Raw genomic sequence first — 14,405 nt, forward strand, 5'->3', positions numbered from 1 at the left:
GATCACGAATCCTTGGCGCTCGACTCACCGGCCGCGCGCTCACATTGAATGTTCAGTTGAGTAATCCCACCCTCGGCAGGACCGTCGTCTTGCAGTTTCAATTCGCGGCTGCACCACGGTTGCCCGTCCACGCTGATCAACAGGCGTGCCTCGGGCGGCACGCCGGTCAGGAACGCGCGGCCCTTGTCCGCCACCAGGGTTTTGCCCAGCGAACGGCCGTCTGCCGCGAAGAGTTCGGCGCGGGCGGCGAAGGGCGCGGCTTCGCCTTGGGTGTCGCGGATGCGGAACAGAATGCGTTTGCCGCGCCGGGTGTCGAAGTCCGCCAGCACGAAGGCGCCGCGATTGGGCGTGACGTCCTGCACCGGCTCGGCGATGTCGACGTCGGCGGACATCGACTGGGTGTCCAGCGACACACGGTTCTTGCGATAGGGCAGGGCGGACGGCACCACCGTGTAGCCATTGGCATTGGTGCGCACCCCGCGCTTGTTAGTGACCGCCACGTCGGCGGCCCCCGGCGTGGCGACGATCACATTGGTTTCGCCCAGTGGCTGGCTGAACATCAGGTTGCTGCCGTACGCCACCACCGAACCTTCCACGCCCAGGTCCAGTTGGCGGCTGCCGGTGGACTCGTTGTAGGCGCCGCGCACAATCGCACTCGGCGCGTCGTATTGGGCGGCGAACGTGCCGCCCGCCTGGCGTTGGGCGCCGTTGACTTGCTGTGACACACCCGCGCTGTAGGCCAGGGTGTCGTCTTCAAACGCGTTGCCGCTGAGGGTCGCGGTGTGTGACGCCGCGCCGCGCGCGCTTTGGTTCATGTTGGCGGTGACCCGCTGGCTGCGCGTGCCGCCCAGGGGCATGCTGATGCTCAGGGACAGGCTGCGATCGTCGGTGTTGGCGCCTTTGCTCATGGCCAGCCCGAGGGAGTAGGAAATGTCGCCGACGCTCGCGCTGTAACCCAGCTGGATCGAGGTGTCGGCCTTGCTCTTGTCCCAGTAGGCGGTTTTCGACACGTTGGCGTACACCCCGCCGTAGCCGCCCAATTGCTGCGACACGTTGGCGGTGAAGTTGCTTTTCATGTGGCCGCTGCGGTACGTGTCCAGGCTTTGCTCGGTGCTGCGGCTGTTCAGCGCTTCGTTGAACGAGTAGTAGCCGCCGGTGGAGTAGCGGTAGCCGATCAGGCTGAAATTAGTGTCGGTGGCCGCCAGCGACTTGGAGTAGCGAAAACGGAACGACTGGCCGCTGGAGGTGGTTTTTCCCCGGCCCATGCCATCGCTGCGGGCGTGGGTCACGTCCACCGAGATCGCGCCAAAGCCGGCAAAGTCATGGGCAAAGCCCAGCAGGCCGGCGTTGTATTGATCACTCAGCAGGCTGCCGCCAAACAACGTGGTGCTGCCGCTCAAGCCACGGCGCAGGGAGGCCTGGATAAATGTCGGGGTTTGCTGCACAAAGGACGATTGCGCCGGGCGGTACTGGCCGGCGAACACCGAGTAACTTTGCTGGCCTTCGCGCAGCATGTAGGGCACCGACGAAAACGACTGGGTGTAGACCTGGCGCTGGCCGTCCGGGCCTTCCACCGTGACTTCGATGTCGCCGTTGCTGGCGGTGGGGTACAGGTCGGTCAAGGCGAAGGGCCCCGACGGCACCCATTGTTCATGGATCACATAACCGCGCTGGCGGATGATCACCCGCGAGCGGCCATTGGCAATACCGCGAATCACCGGGGCGAATTCGCGGGCCTGGTCGGGCAGCATGTCCAGGTCCGAGGCGATGCCCAGCCCGCGATAGGGGATGGCGTCAAACAGGTCGCCTTCGGTGGTGGAGTCACCCAGGGTGGCGATCGCCATCATGTTGCCCATGTCGCGCTGGGCGTAGGTTTCCAGCGACTCCCAGCGCCCGGGCGTGGTGCTGCCTTTTTGCCAGGTGGAAAAATTGCGCAGGCGCCAGGCCCCGGCATTGATGCCGCTGCGCAGGCTGCCGAACTGGTCCTGGCGGCGACCGGCGTCGGACTCCACGGTGCTGCCGGTAAAGCTGTAGTTGGTGAACGCCACCTGTTCGCCATTGCTCCATTGCCGACGGCGCACTTCAAACGGGATGCTGCCCAGGTAGGCCTGGGGGATTTCAATCGACAGGATCTGGCGGTTGAAGTCGTAGTCGTAGCTCACGCCGGCCAGGCCCTGGTCGAACGCAATGCAGGTGGGGTCGGCGTCGCTGCGGTTTTGCAGGGCGGTGGCGGCCACGCCCTGGGCGCGGAAAAACTCGACATCCAGGCACGGGAACAGGCCGGTGCTCGAGCGTTCCTGACTGCCGATGGCGCGGATAAAGCGCACATCACGCTGCTCCACCGAGCGCTCGTTGAGCACCACATCCACCCGATAAATCCCCGGTAACTGGCCGTCGCTCATGGCGCTGACTTGTTGTTTCACGGCTGCCGAACTCTGCCCGCCGCCGATCTCGAGGAACGACGCATCGAACTCGTAGCCGGCGTGTGCGGGGGCCAGGTGCAAGGCTGCGGCGGCCACGAGCGGGCAGCCGAAAGCCTTCATGGCGCGGCAGCGCATGAATGGGAATGAACGGGGCATGGGCGTTCCTGCAAAGGTGTTGCCGGGTTGGCGCGGGGTCTTAGTGGATGCGGATGACCGGTGCGTCCACGGTGCTGCCGTAGTCGTCGATGTAGCTGAGCGACACTTCATCGCCAGCCTTGGCCTGGATCGGCAGCTCACGGGCTTCGCCTGGGCGTAGCACATCCGGCGCCTGGGTGATCGGCAGGCCGTTGAGCTTCAGTTCGCTGACCACCACGTGCAGCTTGGAGGCGTTATTGAAGGCCAATGCACCCGCTTGGGCCTTCCAGTTCACTTGCGCCACTGCGTCCTTGAGCGAGCCTTTGACGCCGGCCGGGCGGTAAAACAGTTTGATGGTGGTCTTGAGCGCGATCTGCAGCACGTTCTTGCCTTTCTGGTCATCGCTCATGGCCGGGATCGCCTTGACGTTCATCAGGTACAGGCTTTCGCGGTCCTGGGGCACTTCGGGGCCACCGGTAAAGATCACGCGCAGGATGTTTTCCTTGTTGGCATCCAGGCGGAACAGCGGCGGCGTGACGATAAAGTTATCGACGCTGTCCTCGTTGCCACTGCCGAAGCGGCTGACCCAGGACTGCACGAGGTAGGGTGAGGTGTCTTCGCGGTTGCTGACGGTCAGGTTGGCTTCATTGGCCGCGCCGTCGTAGATCAGCCGCGTGGCGCCGACGGTGACGGCGGCGTTGGCTGCCGTGCTGTGCCAGAGCGGCAGCAGGGCGAGCAGGAAACAGACTTTCAAACGCATGACAGGGAACTCCGGAAGCCCGCGGGCCTGCGCGCAAACGCCTGGCCCACGGTGTTGACGAGCAATTACTTGTAGGTAACGTCGAAGCTGGCCAGCGCGTGCACCTGACCGGTACCGATGCCGGAGGTGGTCACAGCGTCGTCGCCTTCACCGGTGGTGGTGTCGGCGACGGTGCGCACGTAAGCAGCGGTGAAGTCAAAGGTGTTGGACTGGGCACGCAGGTCGTAATCGGCGGTCGGCGTGTTCAGTGGCAGCTTTTTGCCGTCCCGCGCGTCGGCGATCTGGATCGCGATACCCTTGACCTGGTTTTCGCCGGTCAGGCCGAGCAGGGTGGAGTCGTTGGCGTCTTGCTGGCCGCTGAAAGTGATCGCGACGTTTTTCTTGGTCGCGAAGCTGCAGTTGTCCAGGCTGATGGTGAATTTTTTCGCCTTGGCGGTGGAACCGACGGTCGGCTGGAAGTCAGCGATGCGCACTGCGTCCAGGGTCACGGACTTGTTCACGTCGCCGGTGGTGATGGTGCAGGCGTTGTCGGTGACCGAACCGGTGAATTCGATCTGCCCGTCCGCTGCCTGTGCGGTGCCGGCCAGCAACCAGCAAGCGCCGCAGGCGAGGGTGAGTTGGCTCAGTTTGTTCAGCATTGCAGTGCCTCTTTCAAGAGATGGAAAGTTGTCTGCCTACCCGTCAGGTAAGCCAATCCATAGTGCAATGCTGTGATTTAGAGGCACATGAGACGGATCTTAAAAACTGGCGAAGTGATGGCCGCGCGACCGGTGAGTCCATATCCGCCGCAGGGCGTGATATTCTGCGCGCCATCTTGGACTAGTCTCTCTCTGGTACGTACATCCGTATACGTCCCTGCGGGTCGCTGGCACCCAGGTAGCTGAAGCCAATAATGATAAGAAGTCAGCGCAGAAGGGACATAAAAGTGAGGTCGATACGTCGGTCTTGTGTGCCCACCCTGCGGCCTTGAGAGTCAGGGGCGGTGGGGCGGATGGCGTTTTATCATAGGTGCTACTGATGTTTAAAAAAGTAAACACTGCCCTGCTGGGGCTGGCTTTGTCGATGGGGATCACGTCCGTTCACGCGGAAGAGGCAAAGAAAGTCGATGTGCTGCTGATCGGCGGCGGCATCATGAGTGCGACCCTGGGTGTATGGCTCAATGAGCTGGAGCCAGGCTGGTCGATGGAGATGGTCGAGCGCCTCGACGGCGTTGCCGAAGAAAGCTCCAACGGCTGGAACAACGCCGGTACCGGTCACTCGGCCCTGGCTGAGCTGAACTACACCCCGGAAGACAAGAACGGCAACGTTGAGATCCCGAAAGCGGTCGAGATCAACGAAGCGTTCCAGATCTCCCGTCAGTTCTGGTCGTGGCAGGTTCGCCAGGGCGTGCTGAAGAACCCGCGTTCGTTCATCAACTCTACACCGCACATGAGCTTTGTGTGGGGCGATGACAACATCAAGTTCCTCAAAAAACGCTACGAAGCCCTGCAAGCGAGCCCGCTGTTCGCCGGTATGCAGTACTCCGAAGACCCGGCGCAGATCGCCAAGTGGGTTCCGTTGATGATGGAAGGGCGTGACCCGAACCAGAAAATCGCGGCCACCTGGAGCCCGCTGGGTACTGACATGAACTTCGGCGAGATCACCCGCCAGTTCGTCGCTCACCTGCAAACCACCCCTAAGTTCGACCTGAAACTGTCGAGCGAAGTGCAGGACATCACCAAGAACGCCGACGGTTCGTGGCGTGTGAGCTACAAAAACCTGAAAGACGGCACCAAGACTGAAACCGACGCCAAGTTCGTGTTCATCGGCGCTGGCGGCGGTGCACTGCACCTGCTGCAAAAATCCGGCATCCCGGAAGCCAAGGAATACGCCGGTTTCCCTGTGGGCGGCTCGTTCCTGGTGACCGATAACCCAACGGTTGCCGAGCAGCACTTGGCCAAGGCCTACGGTAAGGCTTCGGTTGGCGCGCCACCGATGTCCGTTCCGCACTTGGACACCCGTGTGCTGGATGGCAAGCGCGTAATCCTGTTTGGCCCATTCGCGACCTTCTCCACCAAGTTCCTCAAAGAAGGCTCGTACCTGGACCTGCTGACCAGCACCACCACCCACAACATCTGGCCAATGACCAAAGTCGGTATTCGTGAATACCCACTGGTCGAGTACCTCGCTGGTCAACTGATGCTGTCGGATGACGACCGCTTCAAGGCATTGCAAGAGTACTTCCCGAACGCCAAGCAATCCGACTGGCGCCTGTGGCAGGCCGGTCAGCGCGTGCAGATCATCAAGCGTGACGAAGAGCAGGGCGGCGTCCTGAAACTCGGTACCGAAGTGGTCAGCTCCGCCGACAACACCATCGCAGGCCTGTTGGGTGCATCGCCAGGCGCGTCGACCGCGGCTCCGATCATGCTGACCGTGCTGCAAAAAGTGTTCAAGGATAAGGTAGCGACCCCTGAGTGGCAGGCCAAACTGCACCAGATCGTACCGAGCTACGGCACCAAGCTGAACGACAGCCCAGAAGCGGTTGCCAAGGAATGGGCCTACACTGCCGGCGTCCTGCAGCTGCCTACACCGCCTGTGATTCCGCAAGCGGCTGCTCCAAAGGCGACCGAGGCTGCCAAGCCTGCGGCTGAGCCGAGCAAGCCAGCGTCTGACCTGGCGCTGTAAGTAACGGCTAAGAAAAAGCCCGCTGAACCGGTAACGGTCAGCGGGCTTTTTTGTGCGCGGGTGTTTATGCGTGGCTGTGGTTTCGCTCAACGGCCGGCAGTTCAACTGTACGCTCAGCCGCCGCCAACGCTGCTTTCAATCCAGCCTGGTCCAGCGGGACGCAATACGCCGGCTTGGCTCGCTCAAACCGCCAGCTATCGTCCAGCCCACCTGCGTCTACGGCATCGAAACCCAGCTCATCGAGCAACGTGATCACGCGTGCCTTGGCCGTCGCGTCATCTGCTGCCACCGGCAGTGCGCGACGGTCAGGTGCGCCGTGAGGGCGGGCATCCTGCGTCAGGTCTGGCGCGAAGATCGCGTTGAACACTTTCACCACGTGTGAATGCGGCAAATGGTCAGCAAGCAGCCGGCTGGTGGTGGTTTCAAAACGGTCCAGTGCCGGGATATGCCCATCGCGGTTGGGATAGTAATTGTTGGCGTCCATCACCGTTTTACCCTCCAGCCACTGCGCAGGCACACTGCGGTAATGCTCCAGGGGAATCGCCACGAGCACCACATCGCCAAATTGTGCGGCATCATCTGCGCTGCCCACTTGAACCCCCAGTATGCCGCTCAACACACTGCTCATGGTCTGTGGGCCGCGGGAATTGCTCAACATCACTTCGTGCCCGGCCGCCAATGCCAGTTGCGCGACAGCGCGCCCGATAAAACCTGCTCCAATCACGCCAATCTTCATGTGCTTGCTCCAGTGAAGGTATGAAGTGGCTATGATGATTGGCAACCATCAGGCGATAAATGACGGTTATGGCGTGGATGTTGTTACTGGGAGTGGGCAATGATGGACCGTTTATCAAGCATGAACGCCTTTGTGATGGCTGCTGAGCTGGGTTCCTACGCCCGCGCCGCCGAGCGTTTGGGCATGTCCGCGCAGATGGTGGCCAAGCATGTCACTGCGTTGGAACAACGCCTGGGCGCGCGCTTGCTCAACCGCACTACGCGAAGGCAAAGCCTTACGGAGTTGGGTAGCGCGTATTACGAGCGTTGCAAGCACATCCTGACGGAGGCCGAGGCTGCCGACTCTCTCGCGCAGATCATGAATGACACGCCGCGTGGCAAGCTGAAAATCACCGCCCCGGTGACCTTCGGCTCCTACAGCCTGATGCCGTTGATTACCGGTTTTTTGCGCGACAACCCGGATGTGCACATTGACCTGCACCTCACGGATCGTTTCGTCGACTTGGTGGAGGAGGGTTATGAAGCGGCCTTTCGCATCGGTCCCTTGGCGACCACCGGCCTGACAGCTCGGCCGCTGGCACCCTATCGCCTGGTGGTCTGTGCAGCGCCGGCGTACCTGAAGGCCAGCGGCACACCGTTGAAACCGGCAGACCTTGAGCATCACGAGTGCCTGGGCTATGCCTTCTGGTCGCGTCCGGCAGATCGGGAATGGGTGTTTTACGAAGGCGCGGTGCCGCATAAGGTGCAGGTAAGCAGCCGCTTGCAGATCAACGAAAGCAGGGCGCTGATGTCGGCTGCACTGGATGGGTTCGGCATTGTGCTCGGTCCGCAAGACTTCCTGCGTACGGCGTTAGCGAAGGGCGACTTGGTGCGGGTGCTGCCGGATTTCGACGCGCCGAGCCGGGCGATGCATTTGGTCTACACCGCTAATCGGCAACGTACGGCTAAGTTGCGACGTTTCGTCGAGGCCGTGTTGCAGCGTTTTGGCCCGGCTTGAGGGGATAAATGCGCACTGTACCTTTCGTCTGCGCTTATAAGCGCAACGCCCTCAGGTTCAGCAACCTGACAGACACTTCCTGTTAAAAAATACCCATGGCCGATCAGGAGAGCGGCTGGGAAAGGGGGCATTTTCAATTTTGCAGGTGTTTGGGCGTCAGCGTCCGAGGGGTTTGTATGTTGCTACGTTATGCAGCATTGGCGGCCGTGGTCGTCGCCGCATCCGGATGTGTACAAGAGCGCGTCGTGCATGAGCGCAGGCCGGTTCAACGTGAGTATGTGGAAGTCGTTGCGCCGCAACCGCCGCCGGTGCAGGTGATCGAAGTCGAACCGCCCGTGCGCTACGGCTATGTATGGTCACGTGGTTACTGGCGCTGGGACGGTGGGCGCTATGTCGCGGTCCATGGTCATTGGGAGCCGGTGCGCGAGGGTTACCGTTATGTGCATCCACACTGGGTGCAACGTAATGATGGGTATCACTGGCAGGGCGGTGGCTGGGTTCGCTGAGCCTTGGCTGGGTCGGCTTCCTGGTGCCAGGCAGCCGAACCTCGCGCAACGGCGCCGAGCCCAGTTGATCGGTGCCCAGCGCTTTACAGCATCCGCTTTGACCTGAGTGGCGCTGCAACGGCAAGCCTCAGGTCAGTCGCTTCATGCCTGCCGCCTTCGCAGCATTCAGGTCAAAGGTGGCGGTATATTCGCAGCCAGCGGCATGGGCACAGCGTTCTATCAGGCAGTCCGCAAAATCGGCCTTGCTCGCCGTGAAGCGTCGCAGGGCCTGCCAAATGATCTCGGCGTGCTCAATGGTCAATTCACGGGTGCGCAACAGCGTTTCCAGAACGGTTACCACCTCACTCTTGGCCGACTGGTAACAACTTTGTAAAACCCACACCAGTTCCACCACGGACACCAGGCTGACAAAACCCGGTGAAACGCTGGTGAGTGATTCGATCAATTCGGAGGCCTTGGACGATTGGACGGGATCATCCTGGGTGACATAGCGAACCAGCACATTGGTATCCAGCCCGATCATCCAGCTTTCGCTCCTTGTGCCGCGATGGCGCGGTTCATTTCATCCAGGGAGACGGCGTTGGCGGGTTTTCGGATCAGGCCTTTGAGGTCATGTACGGTTTTACTCGCTGCCATGATGGAAAATTTACCGTCCTCCATTTCAACGAATTCAACGCGGTCTCCTGTTTCCAGGCCCAAGGCGGTTCTGACCTGAACGGGAATGGTGATTTGCCCTTTCGACGTAAGCGTGGCGGTAGCCATATTGAAGATCTCCATCGTGATACTCCTTACCTTAGGGTAAGGAATGATGGAGGACAAGATCCGTTGGTCCATAGGTTGCTCTCTGGTGTGTGTGAGTCGGGACAAGTAAAAACCTTAGTCCGACTCACGCCACCTGCACGCTTTAAAACGGCGTTAAAGCGCTACAACGTATGACTGAAACCGACGGTTTATTGCACCACGCGATAGCACGGCACATACGCCGCACCGCCTGGAAGCTTCATGCGGTGCTGGGCCACGAACGCCTTCAACAGTTCGTCCAGCGGTTTCATGATGGCCGGGTCGCCATGGATTTCGTAAGGGCCGTTCTGCTCGATCAGGCGGATGCCCTTGTCTTTCACGTTACCCGCCACAATCCCCGAGAATGCACGGCGCAAATTGGCGGCGAGTTCGTGGGGTGGCAGCGCGTGGCTTAGTTGCAGGCTGGCCATATTTTCGTGGGTCGGGTCGAACGGGCGCTGGAAGCCCTCATCGATTTTCAGCAGCCAGTTGAAGTGGAAGGCGTCGTTGCGTTCGCGACGGAACTGCTTCACCGCCTTGAGGCCAATGGTCATCTGGCGGGCCACTTCGGCCGGGTCGTCGATGATGATCTGGTAGTGCGCCTGGGCCGCCTCGCCGAGGGTGGCGCCGACAAATGCATGCAGTTGTTGCAGGTACGGGGCCGCGTGTTTTGGCCCGGTGAGGATGACCGGGAACGGCAGGTCGCGGTTGTCCGGGTGCATCAGGATGCCCAGCAGGTACAGGAACTCTTCAGCCGTGCCGGCGCCGCCCGGGAAGATGATGATGCCGTGGCCTACACGGACGAAGGCTTCCAGGCGCTTTTCGATATCCGGCAGGATCACCAGCTCGTTGACGATCGGGTTCGGCGCTTCAGCGGCGATGATGCCCGGCTCGGTCAGCCCTAGATAGCGCCCGACGGTGATGCGTTGCTTGGCGTGGGCAATGGTCGCGCCTTTCATCGGGCCTTTCATCACGCCAGGGCCGCAGCCGGTGCACACGTCGAGACTGCGCAGGCCCAGTTCGTGGCCGACCTTCTTGGTGTATTTGTATTCTTCGGTATTGATCGAGTGCCCGCCCCAGCACACGACAATCTTCGGCTCGACACCCGGGCGCAACGTACGGGCGTTGCGCAGCAGGTGGAACACGTAATCGGTGATGCCCTGGGAATTGCTCAGGTCGATGCGCTGGCTGTCCAGTTCATTCTCGGTATAGACGATGTCACGCAGGGCGCTGAACAGCATTTCGCGGGTGCTGGCGATCATTTCGCCATCGACGAATGCGTCGGCAGGGGCATTCAGCAGTTCAAGGCGCACACCGCGGTCTTGCTGGTGGATACGGACTTCAAAATCCTTGTAGGCGTCGAGAATGGTCTTGGCGTTGTCGATGTGCGCGCCAGTGTTGAGGATGGCCAGGGCGCACTGGCGGAACAGGGTGTAGATGCTACCGGAACCGGCTTCGCTCAGTTGCTGCACTTCACGTTGGGACAGGGTTTCGAGGCTGCCCTTGGGGCTGACGGAAGCATTGATGACTTGACGTTGGGGCATTCTTAATCCTTGAAAGCACAGCCACCGCACCCGCACAGGGCCGCGATGGCTTGAGAATGGTGGGCGCCGAATTCGGACGCACGAGACGGATGTTTACCTCAGGCGCGAGGCCGAGCGCAAACACCGTCCAGCACCATAATGCCGCAGAACTTACTGAATCAGCTTCCAGTTTTTGTAGAAAACCCGACGCAGGGTAAAGACCATCCCGGCAAACCCAGCGATTGCGGCGTTGAGAACCAAGGGCAGCGGGGTCGGCCGCACGATATCGATAAACAGGCAGTAACGCTTTGCATCGTTTTTGTTGAAAGACGCATGCATCAACGTGTCATCGAAGATAAACAGCGGGTCGTCGTGCCAGTAATGCTTTTGCTTGCCCACTTGGATGTATACGCCCTCGTGATGCGCTGCCGGCGCCATGTTGTAGAGCACGCGGAACATCATGCGCAAGGGGCCGAAGTGAAACGAGGTCGAGCGGTTTTCATTGAACACCGACACGCCGATGGTCTTCACGAACGGCAATTTTTCGCGCAGTTTCGGAATGTCCAGCGCGGTCTCGATCGGCCGGCCGTACCACTGGAAAAACAACATGCCGCGCTTCTTCTCGGCCATGCGTTCGTCCAGGTAGCCGATGATTTCGTCCTTATGGGCCATGGCTTCGTTGATGACCTGTTGCAGGTCTTCACGCCAGGCCGGGGGCAGGTCGTCCATCCTGTAGACGTGTCGGTTACCCGAGCTCAACAGGTCGAACAGGGTGTTGAACGGCGCCAGCAGCCAGGTGTTTCGACCGCTGCCAATAAAGTATTTTTTGAAGGTCGGCGCGTCATACAAGCCATTACGCAGGAAATCGTAAAAGCCGCAGATCACGACTAGGCCGAGAAATACCAGGGTGGTCTCGGGGAAAATATCAATAATCAGCAGCACGCCGAATACCCAGGCGACCGATACTGCCTTTTTACGCAAAGCAGGCTTGTTCATCTAACTCAGCTCCAGCAGGACGCCATTCGACAGGTCCGGATCCGTGGCCGCGAGTGGTGAGGTTTTGAAATATATTGAAACAACTTCGTCATGATAAGGCGTTCAGCGTCTGTTAGGCGTTTTAAATAGTGCGAAATTGTGAAGGCTTTACACAGGTTTTAACCCTGGCTGGGCTGTGTGGATTGGATTTTGTAAACGGAAGATTTGCGACTATCGTGACGCTTCGGTTTTTTGGACGTCATAGACCGGTACGATTGAAGTTGAATGGCCACCACTGGCCTTCGGCACCTTGGAAGAGGCAGAAATTTTATGATCATCAAACCGCGGGTTCGTGGCTTTATCTGTGTGACCGCTCACCCTGTTGGCTGTGAAGCGAACGTCAAGGAACAGATTGACTACGTCACTGAGCACGGCGCCATCGAAGGCGGCCCGAAGAAGGTGCTGGTTCTCGGCGCATCCACCGGCTATGGCCTGGCAGCGCGTATCAGTGCTGCGTTTGGCTGTGGCGCCGACACCCTGGGCGTGTTTTTTGAAAAAGAAGGCGAAGAAGGCAAGCTGAGCTCCGCTGGCTGGTACAACAGTGCCGCGTTTGAGAAGTTTGCTGTCGAAAAAGGTCTGTACGCCAAGAGCATCAACGGCGACGCGTTCTCCAACGAGATCAAGCGCCTGACCATCGAAACCATCAAGAAAGACCTCGGTAAGATCGACCTGGTCGTCTACAGCCTGGCCGCGCCACGCCGTACCGACCCGCAAGGCGTGGTGCACACCTCCACCCTCAAGCCGATTGGCAAAGCCGTGACCCTGCGCGGTATCAACACCGACAAGGGCGTTGTGGTCGACACCACCCTGGAGCCTGCGACCCAGGAAGAAATCGACGGCACCGTCAAAGTGATGGGTGGCGAAGACTGGCAGCTGTGGATCGACGCCCTGCGTGACGCCGACGTCCTGGCCGAAGGCGCCAAGACCACCGCGTTCACCTACCTCGGCGAGAAGCTGACCCAGGATATCTACTGGAACGGCTCCATCGGCGAAGCCAAGAAAGACTTGGATAAAAAAGTCCTGACCCTGCGCGACAACCTTGCGGCACTCAAGGGCGACGCCCGTGTGTCGGTGCTCAAGGCTGTGGTGACCCAGGCCAGTTCGGCCATCCCGATCATGCCGCTGTACCTGTCGTTGCTGTTCAAAGTGATGAAAGAGCAGGGCACCCACGAAGGTTGTATCGAACAAGTCTACGGTCTGTTCAAGGACAGCCTGTACGGCAGCCAGCCGAAACTCGACGCCGACGGCCGCCTGCGTGCCGATCTTGCCGAGCTGGAACCTAAAGTCCAGGACGCCGTTGCTGCACTGTGGAACCAGGTCACCGACGACAACGTCAACGAGATCAGCGATTTTGCCGGCTACAAGGCTGAATTCCTGCGCTTGTTCGGCTTTGAAATCGACGGCGTGGATTACGACGCTGACGTCAATCCGACCGTGAAGATCAACGGTCTCATCTCGGCATAAGACGGCTTAGACAGCAGCCTCGATAACCCTGTTATGAGGCTGCTGTTTGAAGCGCACAGAGCATCAGCCTTGGCGAAAGGCTGAGGCCAGCCGCTCTTGGGCATGGATGAAACCAGAGCGCTTGATGCCGACCACTTCTCTCTCCCAAAGCGGATTCAGTGGCACGTGATAGCCACTGTCCTTGGCCGTCTTTATCAGTTCCGCCATTTCCTTGCCGTCGTTGATGATGCTGATTTCATCGAAGCGCCCGAGCTTGGTCGGCAGGAAAAACGTAGCCGGGTAGTTAGCGGCGACTTCCGCTGCCGGGCTGCCCGAATCCGCATTATGGTGGACCACCCGCTCTCCGTTGCCGACCAACCTGTGATTGATCAGTTCTATCATTTGCCTTATTCGCGGCGTGGCGTTGCCCAGATCGGGATCTTCCTTATGATAGAAATGCGCGGCGCTTTCATAGTCTGCGCGTAACGCTTGCGGCACCTGAAACGCCTTGGCGTCTGGATGATGCTGCCTGTAGCGATCAATTCGTCCCTTGAACACACTGTGCGCAATATCGGGCACCGGGAGTACATCCTGGGGGCCGAAGTCACTGAGGTGCGGCGCCACCATGTGCAGGTCATAGTCGGCCGTCAGTGCCTTGCCATCGGCCTTTTTCGCGAGCACTTCAACGGGCTTGCCCTCATGGGTAATGAGGTAGTCGTCTTCCAAAGGTGACGTTCGCTGGCCTTCGAATGCATACAGCTGCTGACTTGGCCCCTTCGCGCTGAAACGCAGCGTGCCTTCCTGCTCGTTCGAAGCCAGTTGAGTGATCTGGCCGAGTTTCATCAATTCGCCAAGACGGCTGCCCGAGAGCTTCAAGGGAATTGCGACGGCATGCCCGTCGCTGATGCATTCCTGGATTTGCTCATTGGCGCGGCTGACTTTGCCGGGTGCATCGCTTTTGAATTTTTCGAGCTTGCTGAAGGCCTGGTCCGTGCAGATCAAGCCGGCTTGTGGTCCCCAATTGGCGCTTTTACCCTTGATATGAAAGTCCTTGGTGGGATGACCGGCTTCTATCAGCCCGGTTGCGACGGTTTCCACGGGACGTACGCCAATGATGGAGTTGGTCGCCAGCGCAATTTCATGCAAGGGAATGAGGTGGCTCGACACTATTCCGGTTTTTTCGCGTGCGCGCGCAAATGCGACGTCTATCGAATTCGTTGTCTCTTGAGCGGCGTCAGTCGGCTGGCTGGGTTGAGCGTGTTGCAAGGTATCCAGGCTGAGTGCGGAAGGTGAGATAGCAGGGGTAATTACGTCTTTCATTGAATATCTCCAAGCCATGTTTCATAGGCACGTTGGATGATCCCTTCCAGACCAAAGCATTCCTTCCATTGCACAGGGCACACT

Annotated in this window: 13 protein-coding genes; 4 read left to right on the plus strand and 9 right to left on the minus strand. The window is 59.7% G+C overall.

The window, feature by feature from the left end:
• Positions 1-2: 2 nt before the first annotated feature.
• The 3 genes from JBO08_RS04400 to JBO08_RS04410 all read right to left on the minus strand — a co-directional run bounded on the left by JBO08_RS04400 (position 3) and on the right by JBO08_RS04410 (position 3,956).
• On the minus strand, positions 3-2,579 hold the full coding sequence (locus JBO08_RS04400) for a fimbria/pilus outer membrane usher protein (RefSeq protein WP_220074499.1): 2,577 nt from the start codon (positions 2,577-2,579) through the stop codon (positions 3-5).
• Between the two features lie 40 nt (positions 2,580-2,619).
• Positions 2,620-3,318 (minus strand): molecular chaperone, encoded by a 699-nt coding sequence (locus tag JBO08_RS04405; protein WP_065882312.1) that lies wholly within the window; start codon positions 3,316-3,318, stop codon positions 2,620-2,622.
• A 65-nt stretch (positions 3,319-3,383) separates the two neighbouring features.
• The gene (locus JBO08_RS04410) at positions 3,384-3,956 is read right to left on the minus strand and encodes a fimbrial protein (RefSeq protein ID WP_220074498.1); all 573 of its coding nucleotides are present in this window, start codon (positions 3,954-3,956) and stop codon (positions 3,384-3,386) included.
• 379 nt (positions 3,957-4,335) lie between these two features.
• Here JBO08_RS04410 and mqo point away from each other — a divergent pair, with 379 nt between their 5' ends.
• Complete coding sequence (gene mqo / locus JBO08_RS04415) at positions 4,336-5,982, plus strand: malate dehydrogenase (quinone) (RefSeq protein WP_220074497.1); 1,647 nt, start codon at positions 4,336-4,338, stop codon at positions 5,980-5,982.
• Positions 5,983-6,046: 64 nt separating this feature from the next.
• Here the strand turns inward: mqo and JBO08_RS04420 are convergent, their stop codons facing one another.
• Positions 6,047-6,718 carry an NADPH-dependent F420 reductase gene (locus JBO08_RS04420; RefSeq protein WP_065874883.1) on the minus strand — a complete coding sequence of 224 codons (672 nt, stop codon included), beginning with the start codon at positions 6,716-6,718 and terminating at the stop codon, positions 6,047-6,049.
• 99 nt (positions 6,719-6,817) lie between these two features.
• Between JBO08_RS04420 and JBO08_RS04425 the strand changes: the two genes are divergently transcribed.
• Positions 6,818-7,714 (plus strand): LysR family transcriptional regulator, encoded by an 897-nt coding sequence (locus JBO08_RS04425; RefSeq protein ID WP_065874884.1) that lies wholly within the window; start codon positions 6,818-6,820, stop codon positions 7,712-7,714.
• Between the two features lie 176 nt (positions 7,715-7,890).
• Positions 7,891-8,220 (plus strand): YXWGXW repeat-containing protein, encoded by a 330-nt coding sequence (locus JBO08_RS04430; RefSeq protein ID WP_065874885.1) that lies wholly within the window; start codon positions 7,891-7,893, stop codon positions 8,218-8,220.
• 127 nt (positions 8,221-8,347) lie between these two features.
• Here the strand turns inward: JBO08_RS04430 and JBO08_RS04435 are convergent, their stop codons facing one another.
• The 4 genes from JBO08_RS04435 to JBO08_RS04450 form a co-directional block, all read right to left on the minus strand.
• Positions 8,348-8,743, minus strand: coding sequence for a PIN domain-containing protein (locus JBO08_RS04435; RefSeq protein WP_065874886.1), 396 nt, complete (start codon positions 8,741-8,743; stop codon positions 8,348-8,350).
• Entirely contained in the window at positions 8,740-8,997 is a 258-nt protein-coding gene (locus JBO08_RS04440) for an AbrB/MazE/SpoVT family DNA-binding domain-containing protein (RefSeq protein WP_065874887.1), read from the minus strand. Before JBO08_RS04440 ends, JBO08_RS04435 begins: the two co-directional genes overlap by 4 nt.
• 173 nt (positions 8,998-9,170) lie before the next feature.
• Positions 9,171-10,544, minus strand: coding sequence for a nucleotide 5'-monophosphate nucleosidase PpnN (gene ppnN / locus JBO08_RS04445; RefSeq protein ID WP_065874888.1), 1,374 nt, complete (start codon positions 10,542-10,544; stop codon positions 9,171-9,173).
• Positions 10,545-10,694: 150 nt separating this feature from the next.
• A complete protein-coding gene (locus tag JBO08_RS04450; protein ID WP_065874889.1) occupies positions 10,695-11,519 on the minus strand; it encodes an aspartyl/asparaginyl beta-hydroxylase domain-containing protein in 825 nt (274 codons plus the stop codon).
• Between the two features lie 309 nt (positions 11,520-11,828).
• On the opposite strand from JBO08_RS04450, the gene fabV reads away from it, so the two are divergent.
• Positions 11,829-13,022: an enoyl-ACP reductase FabV gene (gene fabV, locus JBO08_RS04455; protein WP_065874890.1), complete on the plus strand. Its 1,194-nt coding sequence runs from the start codon at positions 11,829-11,831 to the stop codon at positions 13,020-13,022.
• 63 nt (positions 13,023-13,085) lie between these two features.
• Here the strand turns inward: fabV and JBO08_RS04460 are convergent, their stop codons facing one another.
• Positions 13,086-14,321, minus strand: coding sequence for an anthrax toxin-like adenylyl cyclase domain-containing protein (locus JBO08_RS04460; RefSeq protein WP_065874892.1), 1,236 nt, complete (start codon positions 14,319-14,321; stop codon positions 13,086-13,088).
• Positions 14,322-14,405: the final 84 nt, after the last annotated feature.

The sequence above is a fragment of the Pseudomonas sp. LAP_36 genome, from assembly GCF_019456785.1.
GTDB classification, from domain to species: Bacteria; Pseudomonadota; Gammaproteobacteria; order Pseudomonadales; family Pseudomonadaceae; genus Aquipseudomonas; species Aquipseudomonas tritici.